At 72.1% G+C, this 16845-nt stretch carries 14 protein-coding genes and 1 riboswitch; of the genes, 7 read left to right on the top strand and 7 right to left on the bottom strand.

Going from position 1 to position 16845, the window contains the following annotated elements; translation table 11 throughout:
• Positions 1-14: 14 nt before the first annotated feature.
• Positions 15-140: riboswitch (cobalamin riboswitch) on the bottom strand.
• A gap of 165 nt (positions 141-305) precedes the next feature.
• The 3 genes from mctP to K7472_RS25780 form a co-directional block, all read right to left on the bottom strand.
• A complete protein-coding gene (mctP, locus tag K7472_RS25790) occupies positions 306-1949 on the bottom strand; it encodes a monocarboxylate uptake permease MctP (RefSeq protein WP_222980951.1) in 1644 nt (547 codons plus the stop codon).
• Positions 1949-2284 (bottom strand): DUF3311 domain-containing protein, encoded by a 336-nt coding sequence (locus K7472_RS25785; protein ID WP_222980950.1) that lies wholly within the window; start codon positions 2282-2284, stop codon positions 1949-1951. The genes mctP and K7472_RS25785 overlap by 1 nt, the downstream gene beginning before the upstream one ends.
• Before the next feature lie 256 nt (positions 2285-2540).
• Positions 2541-3338, bottom strand: coding sequence for a GntR family transcriptional regulator (locus K7472_RS25780; RefSeq protein WP_222980990.1), 798 nt, complete (start codon positions 3336-3338; stop codon positions 2541-2543).
• Between the two features lie 255 nt (positions 3339-3593).
• Between K7472_RS25780 and K7472_RS25775 the strand changes: the two genes are divergently transcribed.
• The 5 genes from K7472_RS25775 to K7472_RS25755 all read left to right on the top strand — a co-directional run bounded on the left by K7472_RS25775 (position 3594) and on the right by K7472_RS25755 (position 9415).
• Positions 3594-4892, top strand: a complete 1299-nt coding sequence (locus K7472_RS25775; RefSeq protein ID WP_252396234.1) for an extracellular solute-binding protein — start codon at positions 3594-3596, stop codon at positions 4890-4892.
• 61 nt (positions 4893-4953) lie between these two features.
• The gene (locus K7472_RS25770) at positions 4954-5937 is read left to right on the top strand and encodes a carbohydrate ABC transporter permease (RefSeq protein WP_222980949.1); all 984 of its coding nucleotides are present in this window, start codon (positions 4954-4956) and stop codon (positions 5935-5937) included.
• Positions 5934-6761 carry a carbohydrate ABC transporter permease gene (locus tag K7472_RS25765; RefSeq protein WP_222980948.1) on the top strand — a complete coding sequence of 276 codons (828 nt, stop codon included), beginning with the start codon at positions 5934-5936 and terminating at the stop codon, positions 6759-6761. The genes K7472_RS25770 and K7472_RS25765 overlap by 4 nt, the downstream gene beginning before the upstream one ends.
• Positions 6758-8305, top strand: a complete 1548-nt coding sequence (locus tag K7472_RS25760; protein WP_222980947.1) for a glycoside hydrolase family 3 protein — start codon at positions 6758-6760, stop codon at positions 8303-8305. Before K7472_RS25765 ends, K7472_RS25760 begins: the two co-directional genes overlap by 4 nt.
• A gap of 39 nt (positions 8306-8344) precedes the next feature.
• Complete coding sequence (locus K7472_RS25755; protein ID WP_222980946.1) at positions 8345-9415, top strand: SIS domain-containing protein; 1071 nt, start codon at positions 8345-8347, stop codon at positions 9413-9415.
• 55 nt (positions 9416-9470) lie between these two features.
• Here the strand turns inward: K7472_RS25755 and K7472_RS25750 are convergent, their stop codons facing one another.
• Entirely contained in the window at positions 9471-10898 is a 1428-nt protein-coding gene (locus tag K7472_RS25750) for a CoA transferase (RefSeq protein WP_252396233.1), read from the bottom strand.
• 434 nt (positions 10899-11332) lie between these two features.
• Here K7472_RS25750 and K7472_RS25745 point away from each other — a divergent pair, with 434 nt between their 5' ends.
• Complete coding sequence (locus tag K7472_RS25745) at positions 11333-12793, top strand: sensor histidine kinase (protein WP_222980987.1); 1461 nt, start codon at positions 11333-11335, stop codon at positions 12791-12793.
• Between the two features lie 656 nt (positions 12794-13449).
• Here the strand turns inward: K7472_RS25745 and K7472_RS25740 are convergent.
• The gene (locus K7472_RS25740; protein ID WP_109452013.1) at positions 13450-13707 is read right to left on the bottom strand and encodes a WhiB family transcriptional regulator; all 258 of its coding nucleotides are present in this window, start codon (positions 13705-13707) and stop codon (positions 13450-13452) included.
• A gap of 322 nt (positions 13708-14029) precedes the next feature.
• The gene (locus K7472_RS25735) at positions 14030-14995 is read right to left on the bottom strand and encodes a diacylglycerol/lipid kinase family protein (protein ID WP_222980945.1); all 966 of its coding nucleotides are present in this window, start codon (positions 14993-14995) and stop codon (positions 14030-14032) included.
• A 199-nt stretch (positions 14996-15194) separates the two neighbouring features.
• Here K7472_RS25735 and K7472_RS25730 point away from each other — a divergent pair, with 199 nt between their 5' ends.
• Entirely contained in the window at positions 15195-15623 is a 429-nt protein-coding gene (locus tag K7472_RS25730) for a hypothetical protein (protein ID WP_222980944.1), read from the top strand.
• Positions 15624-15688: 65 nt separating this feature from the next.
• On the opposite strand, the gene K7472_RS25725 is transcribed toward K7472_RS25730, so the two are convergent.
• Positions 15689-16654: an RNA polymerase sigma factor SigF gene (locus tag K7472_RS25725; protein ID WP_222980986.1), complete on the bottom strand. Its 966-nt coding sequence runs from the start codon at positions 16652-16654 to the stop codon at positions 15689-15691.
• Positions 16655-16845: the final 191 nt, after the last annotated feature.

Below are 16845 nucleotides of genomic sequence, written 5' to 3'. Positions count from 1 at the left end.
TCCGGCCCGACCGGCCGGAGGATGCGCTGTCGGCAGGTCCTCGGACTCACGGACGTACGGCCAGGTACGCTCGCACACCGTTGCGGGGCAGTCCCGGATTCCCACCGGAGTTCCCCTGCGGCGACAGCACGTCGAGCATACATCTTGTGGCTTGGAGGTAGAGCACCCCTAGATGTTGTGTCGTGTCGCGAGTCGGTGGGCCTTGGGAGAGCGGGGAAGTCACGGTCGGGAAGCGGCCCGTGGACGCGGAACCGCCGTCCCCCGGGGGCGGGGAACGGCGGCGCGGCGCGCGGCTGGGGCGTGGTCTACGATTCCGCTGCCAGGGTCAGGTCGGGCTTGTGGAGGCGGGGGGTGTCGGCGTCGGCCGTGTAGTCGGCCCGCGTGGTCTCGTCCTTGCCCTCGGGGGCCTTCAGCGCCCTCAGGACCAGGGTGAGGACCACGGCCACGGCGACGTTCAGGGCGAAGGCGGTGACGCCGATGTAGCCCAGGCGGCCGATGCCGGGGACCAGTTTCGAACTGCCGCCGAAGTGCGCCTGCGTCGGGCTGGCGACCGTCCACGCCGCCCACGTGCCGTACACCATGCCGACCAGCCAGCCGGCGAGCAGCGCCCAGCGGTGGAACCAGCGGGTGAACAGGCCCGCGACGATCGCCGGGAAGGTCTGGAGGATCCAGATGCCGCCCAGCAGCTGGAGGTTGATGGCGACCGTCTTGTCCATGCTGAGCACGAAGACCAGCGCGCCGACCTTCACCACCAGCGACACCAGCTTCGAGATCCGCGTCTCCTGCTCCGGCGTGGCGTCCGGCTTGAGCAGGTCCTTGTAGACGTTGCGGGTGAACAGGTTCGCCGCCGCGATGGACATGATCGCCGCCGGGACCAGCGCGCCGATGCCGATCGCGGCGAAGGCGACGCCGGTGAACCAGGACGGGAAGACGTCGCGGAACAACTGTGGGATCGCCAGCTGGCTGTTGTAGCCCTTGACGCCCTTGCCGACGCCCTCGGCGATCGCCATGAACCCGAGCATCGCCAGCAGCCCCAGCATCAGCGAGTACAGCGGCAGGATGGCGGTGTTGCGGCGCACCACGTCACGGCTGCGGCTGGAGAGCGTCGCGGTGACCGAGTGCGGGTACATGAACAGCGCGAGACCGGAGCCCAGCGCCAGCGTCCCGTAGGCGAACTGGTTCTTGGCGCTGCTGATCAGCTCGCCGCGCGGCTTGTGGGTCGCCGGGTTGACGGTCGCGTACGCGTGTCCCGCCTGCGCGAAGACGTGCCCGAACCCGCCCAGCTTGATGGGGATGTAGATGATGGCGACCGCGATCACCAGGTAGATCAGCGTGTCCTTGACGAACGCGATCAGCGCGGGCGCCCGCAGCCCCGACGAGTAGGTGTACGCGGCGAGCACCGCGAACGCGATCAGCAGCGGCAGGTCGCGCACCAGCCAGTTGGCGTGCGCGCCGCCCCCGATGCCCATCACGTCCAGCACGGCCTGGATGCCCACCAGTTGCAGCGCGATGTACGGCATCGTGGCGAGGATGCCGGTGACCGCGACGGCCAGCGACAGCCCCTTGGAGCCGTACCGCCCGCGCACGAAGTCCGACGGCGTGACGTACCCGTGGCGGTGCGAGACCGACCACAGCCGGGGCAGGAAGCAGAAGATGAGTGGATAGACCAGCACGGTGTACGGCACGGCGAAGAAGCCGGAGGCACCGGCCGCGTAGACCGCCGCGGGAACGGCGACGAAGGTGTACGCGGTGTACAGGTCGCCGCCGAGCAGGAACCAGGTCACCCAGGTCCCGAAACTGCGGCCGCCCAGGCCCCATTCGTCCAGGTGCTGCGCGTTCGCGGCGCGCCGCCAGCGGGCGGCGAGGAAGCCGAGGACGGTCACCAGGAGGAAGAAGACCAGGAAGACGGCGAGGGTGACACCGTTCACGTGGTTGACATCGGTGTGCATCAGGCGCCGCCCCCTTGCCCGTTGAGGCCGTCCGCGCCGCCCGCGCCGTCGCCTTCGGCGTTCGTCGGCCCGACCGTGGACACCGGCCGCCTGCGGGCCCGCTCCTCGCGGCGGACGAGCACGTACGCGGCGGCGGTGAAGACGGCGGAGACGATCACCCAGGCCATCTGGTACCAGTAGAAGAACGGGATGCCGATGAACGCGGGCGTGGCCCGCGCGTACGAACTCACCCACAACGTGGCGACGACGGGGATCGCCAGGCAGACCCCGGCGACCACCCGGCTGGGGGTGATCACCCGGCGCCCGGCGGCGGACGGCGGATCGGACACGGACATGCGACGGCTCCCCGTGGTGTCGGCGGCGATGCGCAGGAAATCTAGGCCAGTGTCCGCTGCCGGGTCACCACCCGTCCGCGTATCGGTACGGAAAGTTGATCTGAATCCGCCGAACGGGCATGCGGGACAGGCGGGTTGACACCGCACCGGCAGGAAGCCACGGGAAGCCGCAAGGTGCGGCGAGGAGTCGGCCGCGAGGAGCCGCCGGACGTCGGGTAGACGGTCACGTTCCGTGAGGAACGACGCCCGCTCCGCCCTACGGAACGGGCCGCTGGAGTCGGGCGACGAACTTGTACCTGTCACCGCGGTACACCGACCGCACCCACTCCACCGGTTCGCCCGTCGTGTCGATCGAGTGGCGCGACAGCAGCAGCATCGGCAGCCCGGTGTCGGTGCCCAGCAGACCCGCCTCACGGGGTGTGGCCAGCGACGTCTCGATGGTCTCCTCGGCCTCCGCGAGGTGGACGCCGTAGACCTCGGCGAGCGCGGTGTACAGCGAGGTGTGCTTGGCGAGGTTGCGGCGCAGGGCCGGGAAGCGCTTGGCGGACAGGTGCGTGGTCTCGATGGCCATCGGCTCGCCGTTCGCCAGCCGCAGCCGCTCGATGCGCAGCACCCGGCCGCCCGCCTTGATGTCCAGCAGCCCGGCGAGCCGGTCGTCGGCGGTGACGTAGCCGATGTCCAGCAGCTGGGACGCCGGTTCCAGTCCCTGGGCGCGCATGTCCTCGGTGTACGAGGTCAGTTGGAGCGCCTGGGCGACCTTGGGCTTGGCCACGAAGGTGCCCTTGCCCTGCACCCGCTCCAGCCTGCCTTCGACCACCAGCTCCTGGAGGGCCTGGCGTACGGTGGTGCGCGAGGTGTCGAACTCGGCGGCCAGCGTGCGTTCGGGAGGCACCGGGGTGCCGGGCGGCATGGTCTGGGTGATCTCCAGCAGATGCCGCTTGAGCCGGTAGTACTTGGGCACGCGCGCGGTGCGGGTGCCGGTGGCGTTTGTGCCGCCCTCCGGCGCGTCCGTCGCCGCGGCCGCCGGCGCTCCGGCGCCCCCCTCGGTCTCCATGGACTGTGCTCCCGACTCCTTCTCGGCTGCCGTCACCGGCTCCTCCGTCCAATCGCGGCTCACATGGTGGCACGGCCGGTTCCGCCCCGGCGGGCGGCCCGCACCACCGCTGGCCAGGTGTCGGTCCGGTAACGGACTCCACAGCCGCTCTTATACACCCTTGACACCCCTAAAGGTCTAGGCCAAGCTCCCCGGTACTGGTCTAAACCATTAAAGACCAGGGGGGTTTCCCGGGCACTCTCGGAGGGTGACGTGATGGGCAAGCGCAGAGCGGCTATCGCCGTGTTGGGGGCCGCGGTGATGGCCGTGTCCGTGGCGGCATGCGGATCCGGCGGCGGGGGCAGCAGCGACAAGGCATCCGGCCCTGACGCGTTCAAGGGCAAGACGCTGACCGTGTGGGTGATGAGCGGTTCCAACCCGCCCGGGTGGACGAAGGACATCACGGCCGCCTTCGAGAAGCAGTACACCGGGGCCAAGGTCGACATCAAGGTCCAGCAGTGGGACGGCATCCAGCAGAAGCTGACGACCGCCCTGTCGGAGAGCAGCCCGCCGGACGTCTTCGAGGTCGGCAACACCCAGACCCCGTACTACGCCGCCACCGGCGGCCTGAAGGACCTGTCCGGCGACAAGTCCTCGCTCGGCGGCGACGCCTGGGCCCCGTCGATGAACGCCTCGGCGGTCTACCAGGGCAAGCAGTACGCCGCCCCCTGGTACTTCGCCACCCGCGTCGTGGTCTACAACAAGAAGATCTGGGCCAACGCCGGTATCACCAGCACCCCGAAGACCCAGGACGACCTGTTCAAGGACCTGGCCGCGATCAAGGCCAAGGGCACCCAGGACGCGTTCTACCTGCCCGGGCAGGACTGGTACGCCTTCGACGGCTTCCTGCTGGACGCGGGCGCCGACCTGGTCAAGGACAACGGCGGCGGCAAGTACACCGCGGACCTCGACAGCCCGCAGGCGGCCAACGCCATCAACCTGTACAAGAAGCTCAACTCCTACGGCACCGCGCCCAAGGACAAGGACGAGGCCACCCCGCAGCAGTCCGACGTCTTCGCCAAGGGTGACGTCGGCGCGTTCCTGGGCCTGGGCTGGGAGGCGGCGGGCGCCATCGCCAAGAACCCGGCGCTGAAGAACGAGGTCGGCTACTTCCCGATGCCGGGGACGAGCGCCACCACCCCCGCCAAGGTCTTCATCGGCGGCTCCAACCTCGCCATCTCGCAGAACAGCAAGAACCCGCAGATGGCCGAGGACTTCCTGAAGCTGGCGCTGTCCGACCAGTTCGAGGGCGAGCTGGCCAAGGAGGGCGGCGTCATCCCGAACAAGACCTCGCTCGACTCCAACCTCGCGGGCAACGACTACGGCACGGTCTCGGCGACGGCGGCCACCAACGGCGGCACCACTCCGCTGATCCCCACCTGGGGCAACGTGGAGAACGCGCCCAACCCGATCACCACCTTGTTCATGACCCCCGTGCTCCAGGGCCAGGACCCCGCGGCGGCGGCCAAGAAGGCCGACGCGGAGGTCGACAACAGGCTCAACCAGAAGCAGTAGGCCGCACGGCACGCTGCGGTGACCAGCGGTTCGCGGGATTCGGTGGGAGGAAGACAACGCAATGGCGGCGCAAACCACAGGCGCCCGGACGCGTCCCGGGCGAGGCAGGGCGCCCGACGCGCCACCGGCGGACCACGCGCGGCGCGGCGGGAGAGGTCTCGGTGCCCGCAGCGCGCCCTACCTGCTGATCCTGCCGGCGTGCGTGGCGACGATCGCGCTGCTCGGCTATCCGCTGGTGCGCAACGTCATCATCTCCTTCCAGGATCTCAACGCCTTCCAGCTGATCCAGCACACCACCCAGTGGACCGGCTTCAGCAACTACACCGACCAGCTGAGCAGTTCCACGTTCTGGCACACCGTGCTGCGCTCGGTGCTGTTCACGCTGGCCAACGTGGCGCTGATCATGGCCGCGGGCACCGCGGTGGGCCTGCTGCTCAACCGGCTCGGCAAGCGGATGCGGCTGGTGCTCCAGCTCGGCCTGGTGCTGGCCTGGGCGATGCCGGTGGTCGCGGGCACCACCGTCTACCAGTGGCTGTTCGACTCGCAGTACGGCGTCGTCAACTGGTTCCTGGCCAAGCTCGACTGGCACTCGATGGCCGGGTACAACTGGTTCGGCCACCAGTTCTCGACGTTCTCCGTCATCACCTTGATGATCGTCTGGCAGTCGGTGCCGTTCGTGGCGCTCAACCTCTACGCGGGACTGACCACGATCTCCGCCGAGTTGTTCGAGGCGGCCCGGATGGACGGCGCCGGCGCCTGGCGCACCTTCGGCTCGGTGACCTTCCCGATCCTCAAGCCCTTCTTCCTGGGCACCACGTTCCTCGAAGTCATCTGGGTCTTCAAGGCGTTCACCCAGGTCTACGCGCTCAACGCGGGCGGCCCCGAGGGGTCCACCGAGACGCTTCCGGTGTACGCGTTCATTGAGGGCGTCGGCAACCAGCACTACGGGATGGGCGCGGCGATCTCCACGCTCACCATCGTGATCCTGCTGGCGCTGATGTCGTACTACTTCCGCATCATGCTCAAGCAGGAGGACGACCTGTGAGGCGCTCGCTGTTCGGACGCGTCTGGCCCAACGCCACCGCCGTCGTCCTGTTCGTCTTCTTCGTCTTCCCCGTCTACTGGATGGTGACGACGGCCTTCAAGCCGGACCTCGACATCATCAGCAAGACCCCGGTGTTCATACCGGTCCACGGCACGTTCGCCCACTTCCGCGCGGCCGTCCACGCGGCGGGCTTCTGGACGCTGGTGCGCAACAGCTTCACCGTGACCGTCTCGGCCGTGCTGCTGTCGCTGGTGGTCGCGCTGCTCGCGGCGTTCGCGGTGGCCCGGATGCGCTTTCGCGGGCGCAAGGTGTTCATCCTGGTGATCATGATGGCGCAGATGGCGCCCTGGGAGGTCATGACGATCTCCGTGTACATGATCGTCCGCGACCAGAACCAGCTGGACAGCCTGCTGCCGCTGACCCTCTTCTACATGATGATGGTGCTGCCCTTCACCGTCTGGACGCTGCGCGGCTTCGTCGCCGCGGTGCCCAAGGAACTGGAGGAGTCGGCGCTCGTCGACGGCTGCACCCGCTTCCAGGCGTTCGTGCGGATCGTCTTCCCGCTGCTGGCGCCCGGGTTGATGGCGACCTCGCTGTTCGGCTTCATCACCGCGTGGAACGAGTTCCCGCTCGTGCTGATCCTCAACAAGAACAGCGCCCAGACGCTGCCGCTGTGGCTGACGCAGTTCCAGACCAACTTCGGCGACGACTGGGGCGCCACCATGGCCGCCTCCACCCTGTTCACCCTCCCGGTGATCATCGTCTTCCTCTTCCTCCAGCGCCGGGCCGTCGGCGGGCTCACCGCGGGGGCGGTGAAGGGATGACGGTGGCGGCCACCGACACGCTCACCCGGGACGCGCTCGCCGTCCTGCAACCCGGCTTCACCGGGACCACCGCGCCCGACTGGGTGCTGCGCAGGCTCGGCGAAGGGCTCGGCTCGGTCGCGCTGTTCGCCCGCAACGTCGCCACCCCCGAGCAGGTCGCCGCCCTCACCGCTCGGCTGCGCGCCGAGTCACCCGACGTGGTGGTCGCCGCCGACGAGGAGGGCGGCGACGTCACGCGACTGGAGGCCCGCACCGGCTCCTCCTTCCCCGGCAACCACGCGCTCGGCGCCGTCGACGACCCCGAACTGACCCGCGAGGTCGCCCGGGACCTCGGCCGCGTGCTGCGCTCCTGCGGCGTCACGCTCGACTGGGCGCCGTCCGCCGACGTCAACTCCGACCCCGGCAACCCGGTCATCGGCGTGCGCTCCTTCGGCGCCGATCCCGCCCTGGTCGCCCGGCACACCGCCGCCTACGTCGAGGGCCTCCAGTCCGCCGGGGTCGCCGCCTGCGTCAAGCACTTCCCCGGTCACGGCGACACCGCGGTCGACTCCCACCACGCCCTGCCGCGCGTCGACGCCGACCTCGCCACGCTCCACGCCCGCGAACTCGTGCCGTTCCGCGCCGCGCTGGCCGCCGGGACGCGGGCCGTGATGAGCGCCCACATCCTGCTGCCCGCGCTGGACGCCACGCTCCCGGCCACCCTCAGCCCCGCCGCGCTGACCGGACTGCTGCGGGCGCCGGAACGCGAGGGCGGCCTCGGCTACGACGGGCTGGTCGTCACCGACGGCGTCGAGATGCGCGCCATCTCCGCGACGTACGGCATCGCCCGCGGCACCGTGCTGGCGCTCGCCGCGGGCGCCGACGCGATCTGCGTGGGCGGCGGCCTGGCCGACGAGGAGACCGTGCTGCGGCTGCGCGACGCGCTGGTCGACGCGGTACGCGCCGGAGACCTCGCCGAGGAACGGCTCGCCGAGGCGGCGGGCCGGGTCCGCGCGCTCGGCGCCTGGGCCCGCGACCACGGCCCGGACGCGGCGGAGGGGGCCGCGTCCGGGCCGGTCGCGCCGGGCGACATCGGGCTGCGGGCGGCCCGCAGGGCGCTGCGCGTCACCGGCGAGCGCCCGTACACCCCGCCGACCGGACCGGTGTACGTCGCCGCGTTCACGCCGGTCGCCAACATCGCGGTCGGCGACGAGACCCCGTGGGGGATCGGCGCCGAACTGGCGCGGCTGCTGCCCGGCACCACTACCGGCACGTACCGCGAGGCCGAGGTGACCGAGCGTGGTCTGACCCCGTTGGTCGCACATGTGCTGGGCAGTGCGTCGGACCGTAGGATCGTCATCGTGGTTCGCGACGTCCACCGCCACGCGTGGATGGCCGACGCCCTGCACGCCCTGCTCGCCGCCCGGCCGGACGCGATCGTCGTCGAGATGGGCGTGCCGCAGGCCCCGCCGTGCGGCGCGCCGCACATCGCGACCCATGGCGCGGCCCGCGTCTGCGGGCGGGCAGCCGCGGAGGTCATCGCCGGCAACGACGCCGGGCGCTGAGCGACGCGGACGAGAACGACACAGCTGGAGGCTCCACGCATGACCGCCCTGAATCCGACCCAGCTCGACAACCAGCCGGGCCGGATCATGTCCGGCGAAATGGCCCAGCAGCCCGAGGTGCTGCGCCGCATCCTCGACGAGGGCGCGCCGCGCATCCGGGCCATCGCCGAGCAGGTCGCCGCGCGCAACCCGCGCTTCGTCCTGCTCACCGCGCGCGGCACCTCCGACAACGCGGCGCTGTACGCGAAGTACCTGATCGAGGTGTTGCTCGGCAAGCCGGCCGGTCTGACCTCCATGTCCACCACGACCGCCTACGGCGCCAAGCCCGACCTGCGTGACACCCTGGTCATCACCGTCAGCCAGTCCGGCGGCTCGCCCGACCTGGTGGCCTCCACCGAGGCGGCGCGCGAGGCCGGCGCGATCACGCTGGCGGTCACCAACAACGCCGACTCCCCGCTCGCCGACGTCTCCGAGTTCCACATCGACGTACTGGCCGGGCCGGAGAAGGCGCTGCCCGCGACCAAGACGTACACCGCGGAACTCCTCGCGCTCTACCTGTTCGTGGAGGGCCTGCGCGGTGGCGACGGCTCGGCGGCCCAGGTGCTGCCGGAGCTGGCCGAGCGCATCCTCGCCCGGCAGGCGGAGGTCAAGGAGCTGGCCTCGCGCTACCGCTTCGCCGAGCGGCTGGTGCTCACCTCGCGCGGCTACGGCTACCCGACCGCCAAGGAAGCCGCGCTGAAGCTGATGGAGACCAGCTACATCCCGGCGCTGTCCTTCTCCGGCGCCGACCTGCTGCACGGCCCGCTGGCCATGGTCGACAACGTATCGCCGGTGATCGCCATCGTCACCGAGGGCAAGGGCGGCCAGGCGCTCCAGCCGGTGCTCGACCGGCTGCGCGGTCGCGGTGCCGACCTCGTCGTCATCGGCAGCGAGAAGCAGGTCGCCCAGGCATCCGCGGGCTTCGTGCTGCCGACCTCCGGCGTCGCCGAGGAGGTCCAGCCGATCCTGGAGATCATCCCGCTCCAGATGCTGGCCTACGAGGTCACCATCGCCCGCGGCCAGGACCCGGACGCGCCGCGCGCGCTGGCGAAGGTCACCGAGACCCGCTGACCGGCGCCGCCCGGCCCGGTCGGCCGGACCGGCCCGACCGGGCCGGGGCCGCGCGTCACGTCCAGCGCGGCAGGTCCCGGCCCCACCGCCCCGGCGGCCGCGCCCAGTCGCGCGGCGCGCCGTCGTAGCCGACCGGGGGCAGGGCGTACCGCAGGACCCCACAGGGGGAAGGGGCCTCGGTGAGCCAGGCCCCCGGTTCGTACGCCTGCCCGCCGCGTTGTCCCGGCCGGATCCCGTGCACGAGCCAGCCCGCCGTCCCGGCCAGCGACAGCCGCACGTGGCGCCCGGCCCCGGTCTCCCGGCGCAGCGTCAACGCGCGCAGCACGGCCGCCGCCAGCAGGTATCCGGTGCCGTGGTCCAGCGCCTGCGCGGGCAGCGCCCCCGGGTGGCCGTCCGCGTCGGCCTCCACGGCGGCGATGCCGGTGGCCGCCTGCACCAGGCTGTCGAAACCGCGCCGCGCCGCCCACGGCCCCGCCCAGCCCCACGCGTCGACCCCGGCCACGACCAGCCCCGGATACCGGGCGAGCAGATCCGCCGGTTCGAGGCCGAACGCGTCGAGCGCGCCGGGGCGGTAGCCGTTGACCACGACGTCCGCCGAGGCCAGCAGCTCCTCGAAGACCGCGCGGTCGCCGGGGTCGGTCAGGTCCAGCAGGGCCGAGCGCTTGCCCTGGCCGGTGTCGGCGTGCGCGTCCTCGTCCTCCGGCAGCCGCGGCGAGTCGATCCGCAGCACGTCGGCGCCGAGCAGGGCGAGGGTGCGGGTGGCGACCGGCCCGGCGATGACCCGCGTCAGGTCCAGCACCCGCACCCCTTCGGCGGGCAGCGCGGCGGGCCCCAGCTCCCGCACGGCTCCGGCCCGGCCCACGAGCGGGGTCTCGACCAGCGGCAGGCCGTCGATGCGCGGAGCCCGGGCGGATGCCGTTTGCGGGACGGGCGGCTGAGGACTTCCGTGCGGCGCGGGCGCGACCTCGACGGCGAGGCCCCCGGCCGCGTAGACCGCCTCCTGGATCGCGTACGCGGGGCGGTCCGCCAGTTCCCGGGCGAGAGCGCCGGTCAGCGCCTCGTCGTCGCCGGTGTCGGGGATGTCCAGCGCGGACAGCAGGCGGGCGCGGTGGTGCGGGTAGTTGGCGTGGGTGCGCACCCAGCCGTCGGCGGCGCGCCAGAAGCCGGAGAGCGGGGCGAAGGTCCGCCCGGCCCGGCCGTCGATCCGCAGGTGCCGTTCGCTGGTGAACGCGGTGGCCACCGCCGCCTCCCGCACGGTGACGGCGGGCGGGCTCCCGCCGCCGCGCAGCGCGAGCAGTTCCGCGGCGGCCAGCGAGCAGGCGGCCACGGTCGCCCTGGCCAGCTCCCGCACCGGAAGCCGGGCCGGCAGGCAGCCGTCTGCCGACTCGTGGGCCACCGCACGGGCCGTGTCGGCGTCCCCGCCCAGCGCGGTCCAGGCCCGCACGGTCGCGGGGTCGTCCCGGAAGATCATCCGTCCGATCATCGGCCCAGTCTGCCGCAGGGGGATCGCCGCGTGAAAGAGGCTTCGGGGAGCCGGGACGCCGCGGGGGAAGGCTCGTTGGAGCGGGGGCCCGTCGGAAGGGCCGGAAAACGCCGCGGGCCGCGGCGCCGGCAAGGGACCCTCAGCCCTCGCGGCACCGCAGCCCTCAGCTGCCGTCGGCGCCGGTGTCGCGGGGTGTGCGGTCCCCGCGGCCGGGATGCCGACCGGGTGGGAGGCCGCGACGCAGTCAGGGCAGAGAGCGCCGGTGGCCTCGGTCCGCCTTCCTGTGCGGGGAAGGCGGAGGCTTGCCGATGTCAATTGTGGACTAGACCATTAGCGTCTGTCCATACGTCAGGCGGGACGTTCCGGCGACGCTCCGATGAACATCTGGCCACGGATGCCGCCGCCCGCAAGGGTACGCTCCCCCCGTGCCCTCCATGAACGACCTCGTACGCCAGCACACCGACCTCGGCCCCTCCGACCTCGAGTGGCTCCACCTGCTGGTCTCCGAGTGGCAACTGCTGTCCGACCTCTCCTTCGCCGACCTGGTGCTGTGGGTGCCGACCAGGGACGGCGCCCGGTACGTGTCGGTCGCGCAGATGCGGCCCAACACCGGGCCGACCTCCTACCAGGACGACATGGTCGGCCACCTCGTGCCGCGCGGACGGCGCCCGATGCTGGACGCCGCGCTGGACGAGGGCCGCATCGTGCGCGAGGGCGACCCGGAGTGGCGCGAGGAGGTCCCGGTCCGCGTCGAGTCGATCCCGGTGCGGCGCGAGGGCCGGGTGCTCGGGGTGATCGCCCGCAACACCAACCTGCTCACCGTGCGCACCCCGAGCCGGCTGGAGCTGACCTATCTGCAGAGCGCCTCGGACCTGGCGCAGATGATCGCCGCCGGATCGTTCCCGTTCCCGGCCGAACAGGTCGACATGGACGCCTCGCCGCGCGCGGGCGACGGGCTGATCCGGCTCGACGCCGACGGCATCGTGCAGTACGCGAGCCCCAACGCGCTGTCCGCGTACCACCGCCTGGGCCTCGCCACCGACCTGGTCGGGCTGCACCTCGGCCAGACCACCGCCGACCTCGCGCCGTCGCGCGGCCCGGTGGACGAGGCGCTGGTCAAGCTCGCCAGCGGATGGGCGCCCCGGGAGACCGAGGTGGAGGGCGGCGACGGCGTCATCCAGTTGCGAGCGATCCCGCTCAAGCCCAAGGGCACCCGCATCGGTTCGCTGGTGCTGCTGCGCGACGTGACGGAACTGCGGCGCCGCGAGCGCGAGTTGATCACCAAGGACGCGACGATCCGGGAGATCCACCACCGGGTCAAGAACAACCTCCAGACGGTGGCCGCGCTGTTGCGCCTCCAGGCCCGCCGCATGGACTCCGACAAGGCGCGCGGCGCGCTGGAGGAGGCGGTGCGCCGGGTCGGTTCCATCGCCATCGTGCACGAGACGCTGTCGCAGAACCTCGACGAACGCGTCCAGTTCGACGACATCGCGGACCGGGTGATCGCCATGGTCGCCGAACTGTCACCCGGACGGGTGGCCGCCGCGCGCCGGGGCCGGTTCGGCATCCTGACGGCCGAGACCGCGACCCCGCTGTCGATGGTGCTGACCGAACTCGTGCAGAACGCGCTGGAACACGGCTTCGGCCCCGGCCAGCGCGGCGAACTCGCGGTCACCGCGGAACGCGTGGGGGACCGGTTGCTGGTCACCGTCGAGGACGACGGGCGCGGACTGCCCGAGGGCTTCGACCCGCAGCGCGCGGGCAACCTCGGCCTCCAGATCGTGCGCACCCTGGTGGTCGGCGAGTTGGGCGGCACGTTCGACATGCGCGACGGCGACGAGACCGGGACCCGAGTCCTGCTGGACATCCCGGTGCCGCCGCCCGCGAAGCAGTAGCCGCCCCCTCGGGGGGCGCGCTCCGGACGGAGGGGCGGACGGGCGGACCGGCGGGCGGGCGGCGCGAGCGGGCGCGCGGGGAGGCGGGCCTGCGGCGCGGGCGGCGGAGGGCGTTCATCGCGCGTGCGGTCGGCGGATTGCGGCGAACGGGCTGTCCTGGCCGGGCACTTCGTGCGGTGTGCGGGCCCCGGAGCTGGGGCGGCGTCGTGCTTGGTGTGCGGGTCCTGAGCCAGGCGCGGCTCCTCGCGCGGGCTGCGGGCTGGTGCGGCTCTGCGCGGCGTGGGGGCTGCGGGCCGGTGTGACCTCCTGCCCCGGTGTGCGGGCCGTCGCTGTCCCGATGTGTGCGGGATGTCAAGGCCCGGTGTCCATACGGGTGTTCTCGGCCGGCCACGTGCGGCGCGCAGGCCCGCCCGGCCGCAGGGCACCGCGCCGCCCCTACACCCCTGGCCCGGCCGTGAGTTGGGCCCCGCGAGGGGCCCCGGACAGCATCGAGCCCCGGTCGATACGTGATCGACCGGGGCTGTTGCCTACTGCCTTGTGCTACGTCTGTCTGCTGCGCGTTCGGTGTGCTGCGCGCTGCGGATCGAGAGCGGGGACGCGTTCCGCGCGTGTGCTGCGCGGCGGCGCGTCACCCGAGCACGTCGGGGCGGTGGGCGTCAGGCGCTGACGTTGCGCGCCCGGTTGCGAGCGGCGCGGCGCTTCATCGCGCGGCGCTCGTCCTCGCTGAGGCCACCCCAGACGCCGGCGTCCTGACCGGACTCCAGCGCCCACTGCAGGCACTGCTCCATGACGGGGCAGCGACGGCAGACGGCCTTGGCTTCCTCGATCTGCAGCAGGGCAGGACCGGTGTTGCCGATCGGGAAGAAGAGCTCGGGGTCCTCTTCGCGGCAAATGGCGCGATGACGCCAGTCCATGTCTGCTCCAACTCCTGGTGTGTTGCTGGCACGTTGCTTGTGAATGTGAACGCTTTCACGAATCCCCCCGTGGCAACAGGTCGGCAGCCAGGTTCTCTGGCGCGGACCACATTGGGTGAGGAAGGAGATTCCGGCTCTCAAGGGGGCCCGAATTGAAGGGCCGTCCCGATCGCCAAGAAGAGCCTCGCAAACCTGGGCCGCCGATACAACCCCTTCCGGAAAGTTTTTTTTGATTCCTCGGTGTCGCCTCGGTCACAGCCGTACTTCCATGGGGTGCAAGCCAGGGTAAACGTTCGAGTGGAAGGAGTTTTGCCCCTGCCACTCACACAATCACACGCAGTGCACGGCGTACGCCTGTGAAGGTCGCGCTCGTACGCAGCCCCAGATGGTCGCCGTCCACCTGAAACGGCAGCGGCGCCTGGGATTGCAAGGTGAAGTCCGTCAGGTCGTGCAACGCGGTCACGTGCTTGCCGCGCGGTCCGCGTTCGGGTGTGGAGCGCAGCAACTGGGTCGCGTGCCGGGCCACCGCGGCGGGCGAGAGCCGGGAGAGGGCGAGCAGGTCGAGGGCCGTGTCGAAGGACGCCTCGGGGGAGGCGTAGACCGGCCTGTTGCCGAAGAACGTCCAGGGTGAGGTGTTGCAGACTATGGCGAGCACCAGGTCGCTCATCGGTTCGCCGCCCGGTTCGCTCAGCGTGATCGTGCCGTGCCGCCGGTTCTGTTCCCCCATGAACTGCCGCATCATCTGCCGGACGTACAGCGCGTGCGTCGAGCGCTTGCCGCGCACCCGCTGCTGTTCGACCCGGCCGACCACGCCCGCGTCGAAACCAAGCCCCGCGCAGAAGGTGAACCAGCGCGCCGGCACCCCCTCGTCCTCGGTGCCCGGCGTCCCGCTGACCAGACCGAGGCCCACGGTGCGCTCGCGGCTCTCGCGCAGCGCGTCCAGCAGTACGCCGGTCGCCTCCACCGCGTCGTTGGGCAGGCCCAGGGCTCTGGCGAAGACGTTGGTGCTGCCGCCGGGCACGACCGCGAGTCTGGGCAGGCCGTCCGCGGGACCGTCGTGCAGCAGTCCGTTGACCACCTCGTTGACGGTGCCGTCGCCGCCCAGCGCCACCACCAGCTCGACCTCGCCGCCGTCCGCCGCGCGCCGTGCCGCGTCCCGCGCGTGGCCGCGGTACTCGGTGTTGACGACCTCCAGCTTGAGGTCGCTCGCCAGGGCGTGGATCAGGACGTCACGGGTCCGCGCACCGGTGGTGGTGGCCTTCGGGTTGACCACGAGAAGCGCGCGCATGAGAGGAAGGGTACCTACGGCCCGGTAGCGGCCCGCGCGGGAGGCGCGGCCCCGCGCCCGGGACGGCGCGCGGCGGTTGACCGGACCGGGGCGCGGCGGTTGACCGGACCGGGGCGCGGCGGGTCGCCGGGCGGCGGGGCGACGGCGTTCGGGTGCGGGGTGCGGCGGGGTCCCTCGGCGGCGGGGCTACGCTGCTGGGGTGAGCGTCACCGAGAACCCCACCCCGTCCACTCCCGCCGCCCGTTCGGTCCGGCTGACCGCGGCGGCGGTACTGGCCGCCGTCGAGGGGCTGGCGATCGCCGCCGCGGGCCTGTACATGATCGGGCTCGTGCTCTTCGGCCACCCGGCCAGCGTCCAGGAGGCGCTGATGGGCGGCGCCACCGTGCTCGCGCTGGCCGCGCTGCCGCTGAGCGCCGCGTACGGACTGCTGCGCGCCCGGCGCTGGAGCCGCGGGCCCGCCCTGATCATCCAGTTGATGGCGCTGCCGTGCGCCTGGACCATGGCGCACTACGGCACCGCCCTGCTGGCCGGCGGCGTGGTGCTGGGCGCGGTGGCCCTCGCGGAACTGGCGCTGCTGGTGCACCCGGCGGCCACCGAGGCCCTGGGCATCCGCCGCACGGCGGCGTAGAGACCCGTCCGCCGCACGGCGGCGTAGGAACGATCCGCCGCGCGGCTGTCCGGCCTCGCGGCCGGTTACTCCTCGACCAGCAGCCGGTCGCGCAGCTGCGCCAGCGTGCGGGCCAGCAGGCGGGAGACGTGCATCTGCGAGATGCCGACCTCCTGCGCGATCTGCGACTGCGTCATGTTGCCGAAGAACCGCAGCAGCAGGATCTTCTTCTCCCTCGGCGGCAGTTGCTCCAGCAGCGGCTTGAGCGACTCGCGGTACTCCACGCCCTCCAGCGCGTCGTCCTCCGCGCCGAGGGTGTCGGCGACGGCCGGGGACTCGTCGTCGGTGTCGGGCACGTCCAGGGAGAGCGTGCTGTAGGCGTTGGCCGATTCCAGGCCCTCCAGCACCTCCTCCTCGGAGATCTTCAGGTGCTCCGCCAGCTCGTGCACCGTGGGCGCCCGGCCGTGCCGCTGGGACAGCTCGCCGGTGGCCGTGGTCAGCGCCAGCCGCAGCTCCTGGAGACGGCGCGGTACGCGCACCGCCCAGCCCTTGTCGCGGAAGTGCCGCTTGATCTCACCGACGACCGTGGGCGTGGCGTACGTGGAGAACTCCACGCCGCGCTCCGGGTCGAAACGGTTCACCGACTTGATCAGGCCGATCGTGGCGACCTGGGTCAGGTCGTCCAGCGGCTCGCCGCGGTTGCGGAACCGCCGGGCCAGGTGCTCGACCAGCGGCAGGTGCATCTGCACCAGCTGGTTGCGCAGCACGGCGCGCTCCGGGGAACCGTCCGGGAGCCTGCTCAGCTCCACGAAGAGGGCGCGGGCCCCCGCGCGGTCCTGCGGATCGGGCAGTTCCCGCAGGTCGTGCGCGTCGTGCGCCTCGTGCCCCGGGCGCTCCGGGTGCGAGGCGGGCGCGCCGTGCCCGGTGCCGGGGTCGTGCCGCTCGTCCTGGTCCATGGGCTCCGTCTGCTCCGCCGCGTCCGATCCTTCGTCGCGCGGCACGGGGTGGTGCCGCGCCTGGTTGCGCCGGGCCGGGGCGGGCTGCGGCGGCACGGCGGGCAAGCCGCCGCGCCGCCCGGGACCGGCGGTCCGGCCGACGCCCTCCGCCGCCGTGGCGGCGGGGCGCTCCGGGACCAGCTCCCGGGGAGTCTCAGTGCTCACGGTGCTCCCCCCTTCCGTACCCGGTGGTGCGGTGCGTGCCGTGCGTGGGATGCGTGCGGTGCGTGAGTCGGGTGCCGCGCGCG

Origin of the sequence: Streptantibioticus parmotrematis (genome assembly GCF_019890615.1) — a bacterium.
In the GTDB taxonomy this organism is placed as follows: Bacteria; Actinomycetota; Actinomycetes; order Streptomycetales; family Streptomycetaceae; genus Streptantibioticus_D; species Streptantibioticus_D parmotrematis.
Note: the sequence above shows the minus strand (reverse complement) of the source record. Positions and strands in the feature narration are given on the sequence as shown.